Here is a 21,031-nt window from a genome sequence, read left to right as displayed (position 1 = left end):
GAATTACCTCCGCCATCCTAGCAGAGTTTGTGATCCGCATGACAAGTAGCCGTGAGCAGCCCGTCCGCCACACAGCCCACACCGGCAATCGCCGGAATCTGTGAAACTAAACTGTGCCACCCCCGTGTTGTGATGCATTATATTATGCATTACACCGCAACTTTTCCGGCTCCCAACGAGGAAAGACGCCACATGAGCACCTACCCCACTCTCCCCTCCAACCTGATCCCCGCCGACGGCCGCTTCGGGTGCGGTCCCTCCAAGGTCCGCCCGGCCCAGCTCGAAGCGATCGCCCGCGGCGCAGACGTGATCGGCACCTCCCACCGCCAGCCGGCGGTGAAGAACCTGGTGGGCGAGGTCCGCGAGGGGCTCGCCGCGCTCTTCGACCTGCCGGACGGCTACGAGGTCGTCCTTTCCCTCGGCGGCGCCACCGCCTTCTGGGATGCCGCAACCTTCGGCGTGATCAAGCAGCGGTCCGCACACCTGACCTTCGGCGAGTTCTCCTCCAAGTTTGCCAAAGCCGCCGCGAAGGCGCCCTGGCTCGACGAGCCGCGGCTCGTTCAGGCCGACCCCGGATCGGCCCCGAGCCCCGCCGAGTTCAACGGCCTCGACAGCGAGGACGCCGACGTCGTCGCCTGGGCCCACAACGAGACGTCGACAGGCGCCATGGTGCCCGTCACCCGCCCCGACACCGACGCGCTCGTGCTTATCGACGCCACCTCGGGCGCCGGCGGACTCCCCGTTTCCATGCAGGACGCGGACATCTACTACTTCTCCCCGCAGAAGTGCTTCGCCTCCGACGGTGGCCTGTGGCTGGCGGCGATGAGCCCCGCCGCCCTCGACCGCATCGCCGAGGTCAAAGCGTCCGACCGCTTCATTCCCGCATTCCTGGACCTGCAGACCGCAGTGGACAACTCACGCAAGAACCAGACCTACAACACCCCCGCCGTCGCTACGCTGCTCATGCTGGCGGAGCAGGTGTCGTGGATGAACGCGAACGGCGGCCTAGACGGCATGGTCGAGCGCACCTCCGCAAATGCGCAAGCGCTCTACGGCTGGGCCGACGCGCACGAGTTGGCCGCCCCATTTGTCCAGGACCCCGCGCAGCGCTCCCTCGTGGTGGGCACGATTGACGTTGACGAGCGCGTCGACGCCGCCGAGCTGGCCAAGGCGCTGCGCGCCAACGGCATCCTGGACACCGAGCCCTACCGCAAGCTGGGCCGGAACCAGCTGCGCATCGGTATGTTCCCGGCAATTGAGTCGCAGGACGTGCGCACGCTCACTCAGGCGATCGATTGGCTGCTCGGCCAGGGCGTCGGCCAAAAGTAACGACAACCCGAGGGCCAGCACAAACGCCCCGTGTCTACCGCGGCGCCCCGGCGAGGTGCGCTAGGCTGGGGTGAACTGACCGGGCGAAGGGAGATCCATGCGCGAGCTGCACCTGATGGCAGATGAATCGACGGCGAAGTTTTTTGTGCTTCGTGACGCAGACGGCGTGAGCTTCCAAATCGCCCGCTCCGAGTTTGACAGCGTCTACAGTGCGGCCCACAATGCCCCCGACGCTGGCGCACCCGCGTCCGGCAGCACCATCCACCCGCTCCACCCGGCGCCGGCCGAGGCCGAGGACGCGCCCGCCGAAGCACCAGAGCCGCAGGAGGCGCCAGAGCCCCCTGAGCCCTCAGTGCCCTCTGGGCCCTCCGTGCCCGACGACACCCCGGAGTACAGCGCCCTGAACCAGATGGCCAAGCAGCGCCCCTTGCCGGAGCCGGACCCGCTCCTGTCCACTCCCCTTTCCCTCCCGCCGAAGGAAATCCAGGCGCGTATCCGCGCCGGCGCGACGGCCGCCGAGCTGGCGCAGGAGATGGGCGTGGCGGAAAGCCGCGTCGACCCCTACGCCCACCCCGTCATGCTGGAGCGCGTGCAGATCGCGGAGGCCGCCAAGCAATCGCACCCGGTTCGCGACGACGGCCCCGCGAAGCTCTCCCTGTTTGAAATCCTGGCCACCGCGTTCGCCGCCCGCGGGCACTCGCTGAGCGAGGCGGAGTGGGACGCCACCCGCCAGCCGGGTGATGCGTGGGTCGTGCACCTGCGCTGGCGCGCCGGCCTGACAGAGAACGAGGCGCAGTGGACGCTGCAGCGCTCGATGGGCGCGACCGCGTCGACCGAGGCGCGCAACAGCGTCGCGGCGGATCTCACGGACCCCAACTTTGTGCAGCCGGTGCGCTCGCTCACCGCAGTGAGCGCAGTGAGCGCGGATGACAGCGAAGCACCGGAAGAGCGCAACACGCCAGAAGCCAACGAGCCCGACGGCGAAACCGGCGCGCCGGCCGATCCCACTGCACCCACTGCGCCAACAGAGTCCACCGTGACCGAGGGCGATTTCCTGCAGCACCCGGAGAGCCAGGCCCCGCAGAAGCGGCGCCGCAAGGCAGTGACCCCGCACTGGGAAGACGTCCTGCTCGGGGTCCGTACAAATACCAAGCGCCCAAAGAAGTAGCGGGCGAACACGCCGAGCAAAGGCCGCGTAGCGGACGCCACATTCTTTACACTAAGTGACATGTCATACCCTGCCATTGTGACCGTGTGGTTTGTCAACACTGACGACCCCGCTGCCGTGCTGCGCTCCGAGCCGAAGGCCGACCGCGGTTTCGGCCGCAAGCTGCTCAGCCAGATCAACCCCGCCTGGCCGATCACCCCGATCGGCGAGTTCCCCCTCAATCGCTCCTCTACCCCGGGGCCGGCCGAGTTCTACATCGCGGGCTACCCGGGTGTCGCCGTCGTGCAGACCTTCGTGGAGTCGATGGATACCGTGACCGACGCCTCCGAGGTCATCGCCCACCTCCGCGAGGCGCTGCCCGCCACGGACACCTACGTGTTCGCGCAGGGCACGGACTCGGACTACGCCGGATTTGCCCACTACACGGGCACGCAGGTGCGCCGCGCGCTGGCCGCGACCCGCGAGGTAGTGCTCGAGGACGTCGGCCTGCCCGACCCGTTCGAGGCCCCCTACTGGGCGGGCGAGAAGGCGGAGCAGCTGGGCGGGATCACGCTTCCCTTCGAGCCGTCGGACCTTACCGATGCGGCGCAGGAGGCCTGGCTGGGTGTCCCCGTCAGCCCGGAGGGGCCGGACGTGCACGTGGTGGGCTACGCCATCGACGGCCGCCCGGAGCCGAAGATCGGCCCGGCGAAGCCGCGGACCAAGTCGGTCAATGAGGTCGCCGCCCGCTTCGCAGATACGGAGAAGGACTACGACGACTACGAGGTCGAAGCCCCGGATGAGGACGGGCACGAGTTTGCGCAGCTTGCCGACGCCTCCCTCGCCGCCACCAAGCGCATCGGCCGCGGCCTCTCGCGCCGCCTCAAGCGACTGGCGGCGCAGATCCAGGACCGCATCCGGCACTCGGACCGCTAGGACCGGGAGCGCTGCGCCTCGTAGAACGCAATCGCGGCTGACGTCGCCACGTTCAGCGAGTCGGTTCCCGGCGCCATGGGGATCTTTGCGCGCACGTCGGTCGCGGCCATGGCGTGGCGCGTCAGGCCCGGGCCCTCCCCGCCGACGAGGAAGGCGATCTTGTCGTGCCCTTCCACGGCCTCGCGCAGCAGCACCGCGTCGTCGGCCGGCGTGAGCGAAACGAGCCACCATCCGTCGTCCTTGAGCTCCTGCAGGGAACGCTGCCAGGTCGTGGTCGTGCCCTCGAGGTGCGCAAACGGGGTGCGCAGGACGTGGCCCATGGAGACGCGAACGCTGCGGCGATACAGCGGGTCGGCGGTCGCCGCGCCGAACAGGACGCCGTCCACGCCCATGCCCGCCGCGTTGCGGAAGATCGAGCCGATGTTTTCGTGGTCGCCCACGCCCTCCAGGATGACGAGCGTGCGCGCGCCGTCGAGGACCTCGGCGACGCTGCGCTCGGGTGCCTTGTCCGCGGAGGCGAGCAGGCCGCGGTGCATGTCGTAGCCGGCGACCTCGCCCATGAGCTTCCGGGTGATCTCGTAGACCGGGATCCGGCGGCGCTCGAGCTCCTCGCCGTAGTCCTGGAGAAAGGATTCGAGCCGGCCGCCAAAGCCGTAGATGGCGCGGACCGGGAAGCGGGACTCCACGAGACGGCCCGCGACGAGCGGGCCCTCGGCGAAGACCAGCCCCTTCTCCTTATCGGAGTGTTTGAGGTCGCGGATGTCGTCGAGGCGGGGGTCCTGGGGGTCGTCGATAAGCATGATTCTCCTAGCTCAGTGCGGCGAGCAGCGGGCCCTGCGCGAAGTAGACCACGAACAGGGCGGAGATGAGCCACATGATCCAGTGGATCTGCTTGTGCTTGCCGGTAAATACGGCCATCACGGTGAACGCGATGAAGCCGACGCCGATGCCGTTGGCAATGGAGTAGGTCAGCGGCATGACGACGATGGTGAGAAACGCCGGGAAGGCGACGTCGAAGCGGGTCCAGTCAATGCTGCCCACCTGCATCATCATCAGGGCGCCCACGACGACGAGGACCGGTGCTGCGGCCTCGATGGGCACCATCTCATACAGCGGGGTGAAGAACATGGCGGCGAGGAAGAGCACGCCGGTGACCACGTTGGCCAGGCCGGTGCGCGCGCCGTCGGCGATGCCTGCGGATGAGTCGACGAAGACGGTGTTGGAGGACGAGGAGGCGGCGCCGCCGAGGACCGCGCCGAAGCCCTCGACAACCAGGGCGCGCTTCATGTCGGGCAGGTTGCCGTGCTCGTCGGTCACCTCGGCCTGGCGGCCGAGCGCCGTCATGGTGCCCATCGCGTCGAAGAAGTTGGCCAGGACCAGGGTGAACACCAGCAGCGAGGCGGCAACGACGCCCAGGTGCACGAACGCGCCCGCCAGGTCGATGTTGCCCACGAGTGACAGGTCGGGGACGCCTCCGAGCGAGCTGGGCAGCTCCGGCACGGCGAGCGACCAGCCGTGCGGATCATCCGCGGAGGAACCGGCGCCGGCGAAGTGCTCCACGATCAGGGAGATGATGGTGGTGATGACGATCCCGATGAACAGTCCGCCAGGCACGTTGCGTGCGACCATGAAGCCGCAGATGATCAGGCCGATCACAAAGACGAAGGTGGGCCAGGAGGCGATGGAGCCGCTAAAGCCCAGCTGGACCGGCACGGTGGTCATTGCCGCATCGGGCACGCGGCGGACAAAGCCTGCGTCCACGAGGCCGATCATGGCGATGAACATGCCGATGCCCACGCTCATGGCCACCTTCATGGAGTCCGGAATCGCGTCAAACACTGCGGTGCGGAAGCCGGAGATGGCGAGCAGGACAATGATAATGCCGTCGATAACCACCAGGCCCATGGCCTCCGGCCAGGTCAGCCCCTGCTGCCCCACGAGCGTGACGGCCACGAGCGTGTTCAGGCCGAGGCCGGTGGCGATGCCGAAGGGGTACTTGGCAATCACGCCGAAGAGAATGCTCATCACGCCCGCGGCGAGCGCGGTCACGGCGGCGACCTGCGGGATTCCCAGCACCACGCCGTCGCGGTCCGCGCTGGTGCCCAGGATCAGCGGGTTGAGCAGCACGATGTAGGCCATTGCGAAGAAGGTCACTACGCCGGCGCGGATCTCCGTGCCGACGGTGGAGCCGCGTTCGTTGATGTGAAAGAATCGGTCGAGCCCGCCCTGCGGCGAGGCGTTTGAGGTGACGGTACTCACGTCGGATGTTCTCCCCTGTCCCTTTCAGGATGATTGAATTATGAATGGCACGGCCTGGATACATACAGCCGTTTCCGTGACATAGACTGTCACTTTTCTTGGCATTTTTACAAATACGACCATTGCAACCACTGCCCCACCCACGGAAAGGCCCGCGGTGCACTCATTCACCTTCGTCGTGCAAGAGGGGGCGGTTGTCGACGCCGCCGCGTACACCTCCGAGCTGCGCCACCTCGGCGTTTCCACCGCCGAGATACATCGGCTCCGCCTCCGCCTAAGCCTGGTGGGTGGTACGCGCCGCGCGGTCCTCGTGGTCGAGGGCAGCTCGGCCTCCCTCGAGCTTCGCCCGCTGGCCCCTATGCCGCTGGAGATCGCGGTCGCCGCCCAGCCGGTGCGCGACGAGCGCACCACCCCCGCCTTTGTCGGCCCGGACCTGGGGTGGCAGCGGCTCGAACTCGCTCAGGCGGGGGCCGATGAGGGCCTGCTTGTCGACGCCACGGGGCGGGTCGTCTCCGCCATCATGAACCCCCTCCTGCTGCTCAAGCACGGGGCCGCGTACGTATCGAGCCACGAGCACACCTCCGCCTCGATCGCGCTCGACGGCGTGGTGGACATCCTCGCTGGACAAGGCGTCGAGGTGCGCCACCTCGACGGCGGCTTCGTCCGCTCGGACCTGCTCACCAGCGAGGTGTGGGTGGTCGACCCGCTGTGCGGCGCGCGCCTGGTCACGTCGTGGCTGGAGTACGGGACGCGGCGCCCGGCGCGCCGCTGGGTGGAGCGCCGCGAAGTGCCCACGCACCGTGAGGTCAACGAGCTGCGCCGCGGGCGGGCGACACCGCTCTAGGCACGCCGCGCTAGAGCCCGACCGATTCCACCGTCGTATCGGCGTGGGCGCCGCACCCGTAGGACGCGGCGACGACGTGACCGTCAGCCGAGTACTCGTTGGTGCACACGCCGAAGTTGTCGCCGACCGGCTCGCCCATCGGGACGTAGAACGCGCAGCTGCGGCAGTGCAGCGCTGCCTTCTCTGCAAACTCGCTGTTGGGGCCGTAGTCGCCGGTGCGCCAGCGCTTCTCCGCGTCGCTGAGCCCCTTTTCGGTGAGGTAGTGCTTCGTTTCCCGCCCCGGGAACGTGACGGCGTGGCGGGAGAAGGAGTCTTCGGTGAGGCGATCGTCGTCAGGCGCGATCTCGATGATGTCGCCCGGGCCGAGGTCGCCGGGGCGCAGCCGCTCGGAGTACGGCACCCAGTCGGGCGCTTCGAGCGCGCCGGCAGCGGGCATGAGCGCGAGCTCGTTGATGGTCACCCAGTCGGAGCCCGTGGCGCAGGCGACGACGACGTTCCATTCCCAGCCGGGGTACCCGGGGACCTGCGCGGCAAACCGATGCGTCGCGACGTTGTGGCTCAACCCGCCCACGCCGATGTGCTCACCGATTTCCTCGGGCTGCGCGATCTCTTCGAGCGCTTCGCGCGCGGTGTCGATCGCGTTGGCGCTGAGCAGTGGCGTGGCCGCGTCGGGCCGCTTGCGGGAGCGTTTGTTGGAATGTGACACGCTCACCATTATGCGCGACACCGGGCGCACGAGTACAGCGGGTGTGCAGGTGGTGCAAGATAGGGGCATGATCTTCACTCGCCGCGCAGCCGCAGTAGCCGCTGCCTCCCTTGCCGTCTGCGCATCGCTGACCGCGTGCGCCGACGACACCGTGCCCGACGCCCTGCCCGACACCGTGCCCGACACAGTGCCAAATGCTGCCCCCGAGCGCCTGCGCGCGGTCGTGCAGGAGCGCTACGATTTCGACCCCACCAGCTTTACCCAGGGCCTGGAGGTGGACCAGGACGGCTCGCTGCTGGTGGGCACCGGGCAGGAGGGCGAGTCCCGCATCTACCGGCGCTCGCTCGACGGCGCCGAGTCGCAGTCGGTGGACCTGGACCCGGAGCTGTTCGGCGAGGGCATCACCCGCGTGGGCGACGCGCTCTGGCAGCTCACCTGGCAGGACAACACCGCCATCCGCCGCGACGCCTCCACGCTGGAAGAGACGGGTCGCGTCTCCTACGAGGGCGAGGGCTGGGGCCTGTGCAACCGGGGCGAGGAGCTCATCTTCTCCGACGGCTCGGCGGAGCTGCGCCGCATGGATCCGGATTCGCTTGAGGAGCGCGAGCGGTTCCGCGTCACCTCCGACGGCGCCCCCGTCACCGGGCTCAATGAGCTCGAGTGCGTGGGCGACGACATCTACGCCAACGTGTTTACCACCACGGATATTGTGCGCATCGACGCCAACTCGGGCGAGGTCACAGCGCTTATCGACGCCTCCGCGCTCCCCAACCACGCCTCCCCCGACCCGAACAACGTACTCAACGGCATCGCACACCTGCCGGGCACGGACGAATTCCTGCTGGCCGGCAAGCGCTGGCCGGACCTATACCGGGTCACCTTCGAACCGGCCGACGGCCAGTCCGGCTAGCGCACCCGGTTAGACTGGCGCGCATGGCATCTACGGCAAAACAGTCCGGAGCGGCGTCGGGTGGCGGCGCGCTGAAGCAGATCGCGGTCATCGCCGTGCTCGTGATTGTGCTGGTCGGGGGTATCTACGCGTTCCTGGAGTGGCAGCGCTCCGCGCCGTCGACACCGGTGCACGACGTCCGCGTGCAGGTCGCCGCGGGGGACAATTCGCAGGAGCTGGCGCCGTACACGGTCTGCCCGCTGGATGAGCAGTGCGACGGCGGCGAGCCGCCCGCGCTTGAGCTGGGCGACGCGACCGAGCTGCGATTCAACGTGCCGGAAGAGATCTCCAGCTCCGGGTGGCGCCTGCTCACCATCTACGACGACCCCGCGGCGAACAACGAGCAAGTGTTTCAGTCGAACGAGTCCAACGAGCAGACCGTGCAGGCGGTGACGGAGTCGGGAGCGCGGCTGGTGGTTGCGGAGGTCTCGGCGCTGGAAATAGATCGTGGCGAGGACGGGGAAGAAATCCCTGTCCTCGCCACGTGGTCGGTTGGTGTGGGTGACGCGTAGGCGTCGATAAGCAATGCCCCGCTACGCGTCGAGCTCGCGGGCCACGGCGCGCAGGATGTCCGCCACCTGGCGGGATTCTTTGCGGTCCGGGTAGCGGCCGTTGGTCAGCGCCGGCTGGACCTCGGTCTCAATCATGGTCATCACGTCAGCGAGCATGCTTCCCAGCTGCTCCGGGGTGTGCTTGTGCACGGGGCGGCGCTTCGGCGTCTCCAGTACCTTCACCCGTAGCGCCTGCGGGCCCTTGCGCCCGGCCGCGAAATCGAACTCGATGCGCTGGCCGGGGACGAGCTCCTCGACGCCGTCGGGAAGCACGGACTTGCCAATAAAGACGTCCTCTTCACCCGGGTTGGATGCGAAGCCGAAGCCCTTGTCGGCGTCGAACCACTTCACCTTTCCGATAGGCATAATGCATCTTCCTTTACTCGTATCGTGCCCGTAAGGGCGTTCCCTTCACCTTAACGAAAGAGGTGATCGTACCCATCCACCTCCTCCCGCTTCCAAACCGCACCACTGTGGCGTAACTCACTGAATATTTCTTCAACGCCTTGACCAGCGCTTTCGGGGCCACGCTTGTCGACGCCGCGCCTCACCGACACCCGTTTCGTGCCCGTTGCGTGACTCAATCGTTATAAACCGCTAGGCTGACCCGCAACGCTAGACAGGCAGAACCGAGAGAGGATTTTTCACCTATGGGTCGCCACTCCAAGCAGACCACTTCCCCGGCCAAGAAGGCCCTCGCAGGCACCGCAGCGGCAGCAGCCCTCGCAGGTGTCGGCGCGCTTGCTCCGCAAGCATCCGCCGCTCCCGACTCCGACTGGGACCGTCTCGCAGGCTGCGAGGCCGGCGGCAACTGGCACATCAACACCGGCAACGGCTACTACGGTGGCCTGCAGTTCAACTACGGCACCTGGCAGGCGTACGGCGGCGGCGAGTTCGCCCCGACCGCAGACCAGGCCACCCGCGAGCAGCAGATCATCGTCGCCGAGCGCACCCTGGCGCAGCAGGGCTGGGGCGCATGGCCCGCTTGCTCCGCCAGCCTCGGCCTGAACTCCGCGCCGACCAACCGCGACGCGCAGGCAGCCCAGCCAGCTCCGGCCCCCGAGCCGGCTCCGGCGCCCGCACCGGCCGCCCCGGCTGAGCAGGCTCCGGTCCAGGAGGACACCACTCTGGCCGTCGACGAGCTGTACTCCCAGGTTGTCACCACGCTGAACAACGCCGGCCTCGGCGTCCCGGCCCAGGTCCACAACACCTACGCCGCGAACCGCCACGACTACAACGCGTTCTACAAGGCGAACCAGCCGCTGATCGACGCCGTCTTCAACGGCAACATCAACGGCATCATCGCCCAGGTGCAGGCACAGGCACTGCGCTAAACGGCTAAACGGCGGCTGTGCAGCGCACAGCAAAGCGCCTCCGCGGATCCCTGTTGGGGAACCGGGGAGGCGCTTTTTCGTGCCGCGGGCGCGCTAGCGGTTGATGCGCGTGGTCGGGTGCACGTAACCGGTTTCCTCAGCCGGCATCGGCAGCACGAGCTCGTTGCCGAAGGGGCTGGAAGCGCCGGCGATCTTCGAGGAAATCTCCGTCACGGGGTGACCATTACCTGGGGTGTGCTCAGGCCACGCCGGGTTTGCGCGACCGATCTTCTCTACATCTTTAGCCATGCCCCTTATTCTGTCACGTCCGTGGTCAAAACGCACGCAAAGTCACCCACTAAGCTTGTACCCTGACATGACTGACTTCGCCGACGCGCTCAACCAGCTCACCCCCGACGCCCTACGCCGCCTCATCGCCCTGCGCCCGGACGTGTTCTTCCCGCCTCCGCCCTCGCTGGCGTCGCTGGCCACGCGCCTCACGCAGCCCGCCTCCACTGCCCGTGCGCTGCGCGCGCTCAACGCCGCAGACCTCGCCACGTTGCAATCGCTTGTCGACGCCGGTGCCGAGCTCTCCCCCATCGACCCCGCCCCCTTCGGCGACACGAACCGGCTGCGCGACGCAGCGCTCGTCTACGACGGCGGCGCTGCTGGCTCCGGCGAGCTGGTGCGCGTGGCCCCCGGCGCCGTCGCTCCTCTGCCCCAGGCCTGGCGCGTCGCCGACCGCCCTCCGGCCGACCTGGACGCAAAGCTCGCGGCCCTCGATGCGCGCCAGCGCAAAGTGATCGAGTCGCTGGCCGCAGGCGGCGGCATCGGCTTGTCCAAGGCCGCCGCGCCGGACGCCGACCCCACTACTCCCGCCGCCCGCCTCGTCGCGGACGGACTCCTGGTCCGCATGGACGCGCACTCCGTCCGTCTCCCCGAGCCTGTCCTCCTCGCCTTCCGCGGGCGCACTCCGCGCGTCCACCCGCTTACCGCCCCGCCGGAGCCGGAGGCAGACCAGACGACCGTGGACCGCGACGCCACCGCCGCGGGCCTGGAAGCCGTGCGACAGGCGCGCCAGCTGCTCACCCGCCTGCTGCGCACACCCGCGCCGCTGAACAAGGACGGCTCCGTGGGCGTGCGCACCCTCGCTGCGCTGACCAAGGAGCTCGGGTTCGACCCCGGCCTCACCATCACCGTCGGCGAGGCCGCCGGCCTCATCGGGCGCGGCCCGGTCGACGACTCCCGCACCGGCGCGGACGACACGAACGCGCTCGCCGCCACCAAGGACGCGTTGAGCTGGCTCGACGCGGCGATCTCGGATCAGTGGGCGATCCTCCTCGCCGGCTGGCTCGCCTCCCCGTGGCGCCTTGACCAGGGCCGCCTGCTCAGCACCGAGTCGCGCCAGCCGGACCTGCGGCGCACCCGCGAGGTCGTCGCTCGCCACGGCGGCGACATGGAGCAGCTCCTCTTCCACGCCCCGCTCGAGACCGCGGGGCTGCGCCCGGAATTCGTCGCTCAGCTCGCCGAAGAGGCGCGCACGTTCGGCGCCCTCGCCCCCACCCCGTCCACGCCGCTGCGGGTTCTGCTCGCGCGCGGCGACGTCGCCGCGGCCACCCGCGAGCTGGTCCCCGCGGAAATCGACGCCGTCATCGCCCAGGCGGACCTCACCATCCTCGCGCCTGGCCCCCTCCCACCGGCGATGGCGTCCATGCTCGAATCCTTCGCCCAGCTCGAGTCACCCGGCCTGGCCAGCGTCTGGCGCGTCAGCGACGCCTCCGTGCGCCGCGCCCTCGACGCCGGCCGTACCGCCGACGAGCTCAAGGCATGGCTGGAAGCCCACACCCTCGGAGAGGTTCCGCAGGGGTTGGGCTTTTTGCTTGACGACGTCGCGCGCACCCACGGTGCCGTCCGCGCAGGCTCCGCGCTGAGCTACCTGCGCAGCGAGGACCCGGCCGCGCTCACGGCCGCCGCGCAGCACGCGCCGCTGCGTATCCTCGCCCCCACCGTCGCTGTCTCCCAGCTCCCGCTGCCGCAGCTGATCGCCCGGCTTCGCGACGCCGGCCTGCAACCGGCCGCCGAAGACGCCGACGGCGCCACCATCGACCTCGCCCCGGAACCGGCGCTGGTGCGTGCGACACCTGCAACGTTGGCGCGCGACTACCAGATCGACGAGGGCCGCGTGGAGCAGCTCGTCGGGGCGCTGACTGCGGGGGCGAAGGTGGCGTCGACAAGCGACAAGGAGGCTCCCGCAGAGGTGCTGCGCGCGGCGGCGCGCGGCCGGCGCCACGTGCGCGTGACCTACTTCTCCGGTGCCGGCGAGCAGCGCCAACTCGCGGCGCTGCCGCTCTCGGTGCGGGAGGGGCGGGCCGACCTGCTCGACGAGGCGACCGACAAGGTCGTCCGCCTCCCCATCGCGCGCGTGGCCGGAGTAGAGCTGGCCTAACTCCTTACGGGAGCAGCGTGTCCAGGTTCACGCCCGGGATCAGGCCCTGCTGCGCGGCCCAGGCACCGCCACCCAGGATTGCGAGCAGGCCGGCCAGCACGCCCAGCGCGATGGCCAGGGTGTTGTCGGAGGAGCCGCCCTCCTGCGGGTCCTGATCGCCCTTGCCCTGATCAGCCTGGCCTGCATCGTCGGCAGCGCGGGTCAGGGTGAACTCGTCGACGCGGTCGCCGGTGTTGTACGCAAACGTGGAAACCTTCAGACCCTCCGGGGTGACCTCAACGTTGGTGTAGTTGGGCACCTCCTGCTGGTTCCACAGCGCGGTGTAATCGCGGATGGTCTTTTCCTTGACCGTCTGGTCGAAGTTTTCCTTGGTGTCCTCGTCGCGCTCGCCCGTCTTGAAATCGAAGAACTGGTAGTACTTCGAGCCGGAGCCGGAGTTGGTGGTGATGTACTGGACCTCGCCCGGCTTCTTCGCCAGGGTCTCGCCGATCTTCGCCTCGCGGCCAGAGTCAACCGGGGTGTAGCCGTTCATGAGGTGGGAGCGGGCGTAGATGTGGTCGTGGCCGCCGAGCACCAGGTCAACGTCCAGCTCGGAGAGCACCGGCGTCATGCGCTCGCGCCAGTACATGATGCCGCGGTCCTCCTGGTGGTACGCCTGGGAGAAGGTGGAGTGGTGGTAGGTCACGATGACCCAGTCCTTGCCCTCGCCCTGCTCCTTGACGGTGCGGCGCAGGAAGTCAACGTCGTCGTCCAGGTCCTCCCAGTCGTTGGAGTCCAGGGAGATGATCAGCGCGTTGTTGTGGGTGAACCAGTAGTTCTCGTCCTCCTGGTTGGGCAGGTTGTACATCGCCTCGTAGCTCGGCGCGTAGTAGTTGTCGTGGTTGCCCATGTTCACCGCGGTGCGGTAGGAGCGCAGCTCGTCCGGGGAGATGAAGGCCTCGTGCTCGTGCAGCGCGGAGTGGTTCGCCTGGTCGCCCGCGGAGAGGATGAAGGAGGTGTCCGGGAACTGCTTCGTAGCCTTGGTGACGTTGTCGTCCCAGCCCTTGGTCTGCGCCTTGAGGTCCTTGGTGGAGTACAGCTGCACGTCGCCGAAGAGGAGGAAGTTCCACTTCTCGGCGTCGGCCTTGTCCGTCTTGAAGGTGTAGGTGTCGGACCAACCGTCCTGCTCGCTGCCCACGCGGTAGGAGTAGGAGGTGCCCGGCTTCAGGCCGGAGATGGTCGCCTTGTGCTCGGCGATGGTGTTGAAGACCGGCTCAACCTCGGGGTTCTTCAGCTTGCCTTCGGTGAGGGAGACGACGGAGTCCTTGGAGGTAGCGTCCACGACCTCGCCCTTAGCCACGTCGGCACCCTCCGGCGCGAACTGCACAGACTGGCCGGTGATGCCCTTCTGGGTCACCCAGTTGAGCATGGCCTCGTTCTCGTTGCCGCCCACCTGCAGGATCACGCCCTCCGGAGTCTTCTCCGGCAGCGTGAACGGGCTGTGGAAATTGTCGGCGATGTACTCGTTGGTCACCTCGCGCTGCTCAGCGGAAGCGGCGGGGACGAGGATGCCAGAGACAGTAACAGCTGCGGCGGTGGCGAGTGCGAGCGAACGGGAACGCATCACGGTGAAGCTCCTTCAATGCGGGGTTTCAGATGACTGACAGTCAGCCATTGAGGTTGACGCACTCTAAATTAAGGCAGCTCCCAGACCACGGCCACCGGTATGATGTGGCCCCGGTCACAGTGGCGTCGATAAGCTAACGGCTCACGCGCTCCAGCAGCTCGAGGACGTGGTGGTAATCCTCGCCCGTCGCGCTGGTCAGGCCAAGCTCACAGGTGCGGTTCGACGACGCGTGGTGCCGCGCGCCGAGCTGCTCCACCTCGCGGGCCTCGCGCTTGGTGGCCGACTCGGTCAGCTCCGGGTGCAGCATGCCGCGGTCGCCCGCGTAGCCGCAGCAGTTCCAGTCCGCGGGCACATGCACGTGCTCCGCCGCGTGCTCCGCAACTGCCACCAGCTGCTCGTTGATGCCCAGGTGCGTCGAGGAACAGGTGGGGTGCAGCGTCACCGAATCCAGCTTCTGCGGCACGGTGAGCTTGTCCACGACGTGCTGCTCCACGAACTCGATCGCGTCGAGGACGGTGATGCCCACCTTCTCCGCCATGCCCTGGAAGCCCTGGGTGCACGACGACGCGTCCACGACCACGGGGAGCCGGCCGCCGTCGGTCGCTGCCATGAGCGCTTCCTGGGCGCGTTGCTCCATCACGTCGTGTCCCTTGGCCATGCCCTTGGAGGACCACGGGGTGCCGCAGCACAGCGCGTCGATCTCCTCCGGGACGATGAGCGCCAGCCCGGCGCGCTCCACCAGGCGGGCGAACGCCTCCGAGGCGCCCACGCCGTCGCCCTGCGGGCCGAACATGGAGTTCACGCAGGCCGGGACGAAGACGCCAACCGGCTCCGCAAACTTGCTGCCAATGCGCTCGCCGAACGCCTTCGAGCGGGTCCGGCCGCCCTTGGACAGCTCTGGGCGGTACTCGGGCACGGTATCCTCGCCGACCAGCGCGCGGGCAACGTCCGTTACCTTCTGCACCAGGCCGGTCGGCATGTAGTGCGCGCCGGTCAGCGCGACGGAGGCCACCTTGTTCGCCGGCGCCCACGCCTTCGCGGCCGCGGCCCAGCCCTCGTTCTCCAGCGTCGTGGCCTGCTCGCGGCGCAGGGACTTGATGAACTTGCCGGTATCAATGCCCACCGGGCAGGCGGTGACGCACATGGAGTCCACCGCGCACGTGTCAATGCCCTGGTACTGGTAGGCCTTGTCCAGCTCTTGGACGGTGTCCATGTCGCCGTCGAGGAGCGCCTGCGCGCGGGCCCGGCGCACGACGATGCGCTGGCGCGGAGTCATGGTCAGGTCGCGCGACGGGCACACCGGCTCGCAGTAGCCACACTCGACGCAGCTGTCGATGGCGTCTTCGACCGTGGCGGACAGCTTCATGTTGTGGAGGTGCTCCTCCGGGTCATCGGTGATGATGACGCCCGGGTTCATCGTGTTGTGCGGGTCGACCGCGCGCTTAAGCTGCACCATGACGTCGTAGACCTCGTCGCCGTACTGGCGGCGCACGAAGGGCGCCATCACGCGTCCGGTGCCGTGCTCGGCCTTCAGGTTGCCGTCCGCGCCCAGGATCAGGTCCACGAGTGCGTCGTTAAAGCCGTTGTAGCGAGTGAGGTTCTCCTCGCCCTCGAAACGGTCCGTGATGAGGAAGTGGATGTTGCCGTCCTTGGCGTGGCCGAAGATGACGGCGTCGTCGTACCCGTATTGGTCAAACATCACCTGCAGGCCGGAGCACGTGTCGGCCAGGTCTCCGACCGGGACAACGACGTCCTCCAGCAGCGCGGTCGTGCCGGACGGGCGCGCCTCGGCCACCTGGGCGTAGAGGCCTTTTCGGAACGCCCACGCCTTCGCCGCCGCCGACGCGTCGGTGGAAAACACTGCGGGGTTCTGCAGGTCCAGGTTGCGCAGGATCTCGGCGCCCTCCTTTTCACGGGCACGCAGCTCCTCCTCGTCGTCGGCGTGGTACTCGATGAGCAGCGCGGCCTGGCCGTCCACGTCAAAGCCCGTGATCTCCTGCGGCACGGACGCGAAGCTGCGGCCCACCTCGATGGAGTGCGAGTCCATAAGCTCCAGCGTGGCCGCCTTGGAGGCGAACAGGTCCGGCAGGCTGCGCGTCGCGGCGTCGATGCTCTTAAACACCGCCACCGACGTCGTCTTCACCTTCGGCACCGGTACCGTGCGCAGCACCGCCTCCGCGATGAACGCCAGCGTGCCCTCGGAACCGATGAGCAGGTGCTCGAACACCTTCACCGGTTCCTCGAAGTCCAGGAACGCGTTGACGCTGTAGCCCATCGTGTTCTTCAGCGCGAAGTGGCGCTCGATCTTTGCCACGGATTCGGGGTTCTCGCGCACACGCTTCTGCAGGCGGACAATCGTGTCGAAGAGCTCCGGCTCCTGCGCGCGGAACTGGTTGTTCGCGTCCACATCCGCCGTATTGATCACGGTGCCGGAGGGCAGCACGAACGTCATGGACTCCAGCGTGCGGTAGGTGTTGAATTCGGTGCCGCAGGCCATGCCAGCGGAGTTGTTCGCAATCACGCCGCCCAGGGTGGCCGCGCTTTCCGACGCCGGGTCCGGCCCCAACTTCCGGCCGTACAGGTTCAGCCGAGCGTTCACGGAACGCACCGTCGCGCCGGGCTGCACGCGGACCCGGTTGCCGTGGTCGAGGACTTCGACGTCGCGGAAGTGCTTGCGGACGTCGACAAGCAGCCCCTTGCCCCCGCCCTGACCAGAGAGCGAGGTGCCGCCCGAGCGCAACACCACTGGGGTGCCCGAGGCGCGCCCGGCGCGGAAGACGGCGGCGACGTCCGCTGCGCTGCGCGCCTGGATCACCGCCTGCGGGGTGTAGAGGTAGTGCGACGCGTCGTTGGCGTACTTGACGCGGTCGATGAGCCGCGTGCTCACCGTCTCCGCGGTACCGATTTCCGCCTCGAGGGCGGCGGTGAGCGCGGCTGAAGATACCGCGCTCGTTTGGTGATTCGAAACAGGTTCTTTGCCGGAAGTGATGACCGTCATACCGTTCGAGCCTAGTGCGTCCAAGGCGGGCGGTGGCGGTTTTTCGATGAACGGAACGACAAACCCCGCCACCCCCGCGCCTCCGGGACTCCGACGCGGACGACGGAATGCTCCCCGCAGCCAGCCGGTTACACTACTCAGCAGCTCAAATCCCGGCCCAGAAAGGATCCCCATGCCGCTCGGAGACGGCCCGCTTATCGTCCAATCGGACAACACGGTCCTGCTCGAGGTTTCACACCCGGACGCGCCGAAGGCCCGCGCCGCGCTCGCTCCGTTCGCGGAGCTCGAGCGCGCGCCCGAACACATTCACACCTACCGGATCACCCCGCTCGCGTTGTGGAACGCGCGCGCCGCCGGTTTCGACGCCGAGCAGGCCGTGGATACACTCGAGCGCTACTCCCGCTTCCCCGTCCCGCAGCCGCTGCTCATCAGCGTCGCGGAGACGATGGCGCGCTACGGCCGCCTCAAGCTCTTCCAACACCCCGCCCACGGCCTCGTCCTCGAGGCGGATGAGCCCGCGCTGCTCACCGAGGTCACCCGCAGCAAGAAGGTGCGCCCGCTCATCGGCTCGCCTATCGACGCCACCTCCATCCCCGTCCACCCGTCCGCCCGCGGCCAGATCAAACAGGAATTGACCAAGCTCGGGTGGCCCGTCGAGGACCTCGCCGGCTACGTCGACGGCGAATCGCATCCGATCCAGCTCAACCAGGACGGCTGGGCACTTCGCGACTACCAGCAGTACGCCACCGAATCCTTCTGGGAGGGGGGCTCCGGCGTGGTCGTCCTGCCCTGCGGCGCTGGCAAAACGATCGTGGGCGCGGCCTCCATGGCGCAGGCGCAGACCACCACGCTGATCCTGGTGACCAACACCGTGGCCGGCCGCCAATGGCGCGACGAACTCCTGCGACGCACCTCGCTGACCCCAAACGAGATCGGCGAGTACTCCGGCGAGAAGAAGGAGATCCGCCCCGTCACGATCGCCACGTATCAGGTCGTGACCCGCAAGACCAAGGGCGAATACCGCGCCCTCGAGCTCTTCGACTCCCGCGACTGGGGCCTCATCATTTACGACGAAGTCCACCTTCTCCCCGCCCCCGTCTTCCGCATGGCCGCCGACCTGCAGTCGCGCCGCCGCCTCGGGCTGACCGCGACGCTCGTGCGCGAGGACGGCCGTGAGGACGACGTATTCTCGCTCATCGGCCCGAAGCGCTACGACGCGCCGTGGAAGGAACTGGAGATGGCCGGCTACATCGCCACCGCCGAGTGCGTCGAGGTACGCACCGCCCTCACGCAGGAGGAACGCCTGACCTACGCCACCGCGGAGACCCGGGAGCGGTACCGGCTCGCGGCGTGTTCGAAGGGGAAGCTGGGGGCCGTCGATAAGCTGCTTGCCCAGCACGAGGGCCAGCAAACGCTCATCATCGGTGCCTACGTGGACCAGCTTGAGGAGCTCGCCGCGCGCATCGACGCCCCGCTCATTCACGGCAAAACCAGCACGAAGCAGCGCGAGCAGGCGTTCCAGGCCTTCCGCGACGGCGAAGTAACCACGCTCGTGGTGTCCAAGGTGGCGAACTTCTCCATCGACCTGCCCGAGGCGGCAGTTGCAATCCAGGTCTCCGGCACGTTCGGCTCGCGCCAGGAGGAGGCACAGCGGCTCGGCAGGCTGCTCCGCCCCAAGCACGACGGTGCCGAGGCCGTCTTCTACACCGTGGTCGCACGCGACACACTCGACGCCGAATACGCGGTACACCGCCAACGCTTCCTCGCCGAGCAGGGCTATGCCTACAGATTGGTCGACGCCGCCGACCTATAGACTGGTCGCCCATGAGCACGTTTCACTTCGACGTTGACGAGGAATATGCCAAGCAGCACAACGAACTGCTCCGTGACACCAAGAGCATGGTGCTCTCCGGCATCGCGCTCTTCGTCCTCAGTATCGCCGGCGGCATCGCCGCGTGGATCTTCATCGACCCGACGTCGCCGTGGCGCCTCCTCGGCTCCGTCGGCCTGATCCTGTTTGGCGTCATGATGCTCATCGTCGCACTCATGTTGCCCAAGTCAGTGGGCAAGACGCAGACGCTTTACGACGCCCACCCGCTCGCCCCCGCCATCATCACCGAAAATGTCGGGACGACCCTCACCTTGACCGCGCTGGTGAACATGAACGCCTCCGACCGCGGCCCCGCCCGCTGGGCACTCACGTCCCGCGTGGTCAAGCGCATCCCCAACACCCACGACACGGTGGGCACGAAGGTCCCAGTCGTCGCCGTTGGTGGGCAGCGCTCCACCCGCGACAAGAACACCTGGCAGGTCATCACCCCGATGCCCATCGCCTGGGCCACCCCCGATACCAAGGAAATATCGCGCGCACGCGCCGAGATCCCGCAGGACCAGTGGCAGCGCCTGGAGAAGGCGCGCAAGGACTCCGAGCTGGTCACTGCCGCGAAGAACACCCTCGTGGAACTCTAGCGAGCTCTTCGCCGCCCCGAACGCACAACGCCTGCCTTCCTTGAGTGAAGGTGGGCGTTTGGAGTTCAGTCCTCTTGAGTAAGACAAAGTTATCAGCGGATCGGGGGTTGCCCAAGGGACAGCCATTCCTGATGTCGGGTGGGCTTTCTGCACCGTCATAGGAGCCACTATCACCGGGGCAACAGTAGCCCCGAGCCACCACAAGAAATGCAATAATGGCATAAAGGTCCATGACACGTGGTGCAGATCGGTTCGCGGCAGCGCGTGTACTTAACGATCAAGTACAGGGGGACTCATGAACGGGCACAAAATTTCTCCCAATGCGATTGTCGTTGCACTATTCGGGCTGGCAATCTCGAGTTATGTCGCCATCACAAACAAGTCGATCCTCGGATTCATCATCCTCATGCTGCTCACCATAGTTGCAGCTGTACTGGTTAATCGCGTCAAAAACAGTCATCAAGAATAACCAGGAAGTAAAGTTGTCTGCCCGACGCTGCCCCGACTTCTACTCTGCGGTGGCGGGGTGTTCGCCGGTTCGGGGTGGCCTTCGTCTGGCTCGGTGTTTCGGTGGGGTGTGGTGTCGGGTGTTTGACGAGAAGACCGTGTGTTTGATGGCCGCTGTGTGTGTTTGACGAGAAGGGGGTGACGAATTCACGGACCTCGTCTCGCATCTTCGTCAAGGAGATCTCGTCAGATAGCCGCCCTACTGACTGCACGCGGGGTTGGGCGGTGCGCCAGCACGCGTGAACCGGGTGGCAACAGCAACGCCAGGCGATCATGCGGTGAGGATAACCGCGAAGCCTTTGCCCGGGTATTCAACCGGGTGGCACTCTGCGACGCCAGCGTAGGCACCACGGCGGTCCACGCTCCCCATTTACTCTGCGGTGGCAGAGTAAAGCCCCCGGCACGGCCACAGCTTGGTCTGCGATGGTTGTGCGGCTTCTGCGCGGGCTGCGTTATATGGAGCTAGCTCCATTTGGACGGTGGCGCCGGCAAATACCCTGGTCGCATCCGTCTGGTGGCCGCAGAAGGAGCTAGCGCCATGTGCGCTCGGCTCACCGGGAAAAGCCCAGGTCGCATGTGTCTGGTAGCCGTAGATCGAGCTAGCGCCAAGTACGCACGCCTCGTGGGTCGGCCGAGCCCCCGCCATTGATGCCCGTCACAGACGGCAGCTGACAACGGCTACTCCCCGGTGGCAGGTTACGCGTCTCGGCGGGCCAGGCTCCCCCCCACCCTGCTACGCGCACAGAGAAGCGCCCCGGCCACAAAGGGCGGTGCGGATCAACACATGATCCCACCACCCCCGGGGCCGGGGCGCACAAACAGTATTCAATTATTTATAGTTATTGGGTCGGCGGTAACCTACTCTCCCACACCCTCCCGAGTGCAGTACCATCAGCGCGGGCGGGCTTAGCTTCCGGGTTCGGAATGGGACCGGGCGTTTCCCCGCCGCCATCAACCACCGACACACCCAA

General features: G+C 67.4%; 17 protein-coding genes and 1 rRNA gene. 10 read left to right on the top strand and 8 right to left on the bottom strand.

Features of this window, described 5'->3' with window-relative positions; genetic code table 11:
- Positions 1-192: 192 nt before the first annotated feature.
- The 3 genes from serC (at position 193) to FPP74_RS11030 (ending at position 3,412) form a co-directional block, all read left to right on the top strand.
- Positions 193-1,329 carry a phosphoserine transaminase gene (serC, locus tag FPP74_RS11040; RefSeq protein WP_144718517.1) on the top strand — a complete coding sequence of 379 codons (1,137 nt, stop codon included), beginning with the start codon at positions 193-195 and terminating at the stop codon, positions 1,327-1,329.
- A gap of 97 nt (positions 1,330-1,426) precedes the next feature.
- Entirely contained in the window at positions 1,427-2,497 is a 1,071-nt protein-coding gene (sepH, locus tag FPP74_RS11035) for a septation protein SepH (protein WP_144718514.1), read from the top strand.
- Between the two features lie 60 nt (positions 2,498-2,557).
- Entirely contained in the window at positions 2,558-3,412 is an 855-nt protein-coding gene (locus FPP74_RS11030; RefSeq protein ID WP_144718511.1) for a hypothetical protein, read from the top strand.
- Here the strand turns inward: FPP74_RS11030 and FPP74_RS11025 are convergent.
- Positions 3,409-4,212, bottom strand: a complete 804-nt coding sequence (locus FPP74_RS11025; RefSeq protein WP_144718508.1) for an RNA methyltransferase — start codon at positions 4,210-4,212, stop codon at positions 3,409-3,411. The two genes, FPP74_RS11030 and FPP74_RS11025, sit on opposite strands and share 4 nt — an antisense overlap.
- A 7-nt stretch (positions 4,213-4,219) precedes the next feature.
- Positions 4,220-5,671, bottom strand: coding sequence for an NCS2 family permease (locus FPP74_RS11020; RefSeq protein WP_095555678.1), 1,452 nt, complete (start codon positions 5,669-5,671; stop codon positions 4,220-4,222).
- Positions 5,672-5,828: 157 nt separating this feature from the next.
- On the opposite strand from FPP74_RS11020, the gene FPP74_RS11015 reads away from it, so the two are divergent.
- Positions 5,829-6,515, top strand: coding sequence for a hypothetical protein (locus FPP74_RS11015; protein WP_095277151.1), 687 nt, complete (start codon positions 5,829-5,831; stop codon positions 6,513-6,515).
- A gap of 10 nt (positions 6,516-6,525) precedes the next feature.
- Here the strand turns inward: FPP74_RS11015 and FPP74_RS11010 are convergent, their stop codons facing one another.
- On the bottom strand, positions 6,526-7,230 hold the full coding sequence (locus FPP74_RS11010) for a DUF3027 domain-containing protein (protein WP_095277153.1): 705 nt from the start codon (positions 7,228-7,230) through the stop codon (positions 6,526-6,528).
- Positions 7,231-7,288: 58 nt separating this feature from the next.
- Here FPP74_RS11010 and FPP74_RS11005 point away from each other — a divergent pair, with 58 nt between their 5' ends.
- Together FPP74_RS11005 and FPP74_RS11000 are read left to right on the top strand one after the other, a co-directional pair.
- Positions 7,289-8,131 carry a glutaminyl-peptide cyclotransferase gene (locus FPP74_RS11005; protein WP_144718505.1) on the top strand — a complete coding sequence of 281 codons (843 nt, stop codon included), beginning with the start codon at positions 7,289-7,291 and terminating at the stop codon, positions 8,129-8,131.
- 23 nt (positions 8,132-8,154) lie between these two features.
- A complete protein-coding gene (locus FPP74_RS11000) occupies positions 8,155-8,682 on the top strand; it encodes a DUF2771 domain-containing protein (protein ID WP_095546016.1) in 528 nt (175 codons plus the stop codon).
- A 21-nt stretch (positions 8,683-8,703) separates the two neighbouring features.
- Here the strand turns inward: FPP74_RS11000 and FPP74_RS10995 are convergent, their stop codons facing one another.
- Positions 8,704-9,087, bottom strand: coding sequence for a cold-shock protein (locus tag FPP74_RS10995; RefSeq protein WP_095277157.1), 384 nt, complete (start codon positions 9,085-9,087; stop codon positions 8,704-8,706).
- A 284-nt stretch (positions 9,088-9,371) separates the two neighbouring features.
- On the opposite strand from FPP74_RS10995, the gene FPP74_RS10990 reads away from it, so the two are divergent.
- Positions 9,372-10,055 carry a resuscitation-promoting factor Rpf1 domain-containing protein gene (locus FPP74_RS10990; RefSeq protein WP_144718503.1) on the top strand — a complete coding sequence of 228 codons (684 nt, stop codon included), beginning with the start codon at positions 9,372-9,374 and terminating at the stop codon, positions 10,053-10,055.
- Between the two features lie 93 nt (positions 10,056-10,148).
- Here the strand turns inward: FPP74_RS10990 and FPP74_RS10985 are convergent, their stop codons facing one another.
- A complete protein-coding gene (locus FPP74_RS10985; protein WP_095277162.1) occupies positions 10,149-10,343 on the bottom strand; it encodes a hypothetical protein in 195 nt (64 codons plus the stop codon).
- Positions 10,344-10,410: 67 nt separating this feature from the next.
- Between FPP74_RS10985 and FPP74_RS10980 the strand changes: the two genes are divergently transcribed.
- The gene (locus FPP74_RS10980; RefSeq protein ID WP_144718501.1) at positions 10,411-12,480 is read left to right on the top strand and encodes a helicase-associated domain-containing protein; all 2,070 of its coding nucleotides are present in this window, start codon (positions 10,411-10,413) and stop codon (positions 12,478-12,480) included.
- A 4-nt stretch (positions 12,481-12,484) separates the two neighbouring features.
- Here FPP74_RS10980 and FPP74_RS10975 read toward each other — a convergent pair whose 3' ends face one another.
- On the bottom strand, positions 12,485-14,083 hold the full coding sequence (locus FPP74_RS10975; RefSeq protein WP_255456144.1) for an FN3 domain-containing metallophosphoesterase family protein: 1,599 nt from the start codon (positions 14,081-14,083) through the stop codon (positions 12,485-12,487).
- Between the two features lie 136 nt (positions 14,084-14,219).
- The gene (locus tag FPP74_RS10970) at positions 14,220-17,084 is read right to left on the bottom strand and encodes an FAD-binding and (Fe-S)-binding domain-containing protein (RefSeq protein ID WP_144718497.1); all 2,865 of its coding nucleotides are present in this window, start codon (positions 17,082-17,084) and stop codon (positions 14,220-14,222) included.
- Positions 17,085-17,256: 172 nt separating this feature from the next.
- Between FPP74_RS10970 and FPP74_RS10965 the strand changes: the two genes are divergently transcribed.
- Positions 17,257-18,897, top strand: a complete 1,641-nt coding sequence (locus FPP74_RS10965) for a DNA repair helicase XPB (RefSeq protein WP_144718495.1) — start codon at positions 17,257-17,259, stop codon at positions 18,895-18,897.
- Positions 18,898-18,908: 11 nt separating this feature from the next.
- Positions 18,909-19,553 carry a DUF3239 domain-containing protein gene (locus tag FPP74_RS10960; RefSeq protein ID WP_095277224.1) on the top strand — a complete coding sequence of 215 codons (645 nt, stop codon included), beginning with the start codon at positions 18,909-18,911 and terminating at the stop codon, positions 19,551-19,553.
- 1,352 nt (positions 19,554-20,905) lie between these two features.
- Here FPP74_RS10960 and rrf read toward each other — a convergent pair.
- A 5S ribosomal RNA gene (rrf, locus tag FPP74_RS10955) occupies positions 20,906-21,023 on the bottom strand.
- Positions 21,024-21,031 lie beyond the last annotated feature (8 nt).

It is taken from the genome of Corynebacterium sp. NML180780, from assembly GCF_007786415.1.
Taxonomy (GTDB): Bacteria; Actinomycetota; Actinomycetes; order Mycobacteriales; family Mycobacteriaceae; genus Corynebacterium; species Corynebacterium gottingense.
The sequence above is the reverse complement of the archived record's forward strand: the minus strand, read 5'-3'. Positions and strand labels throughout refer to the sequence as shown.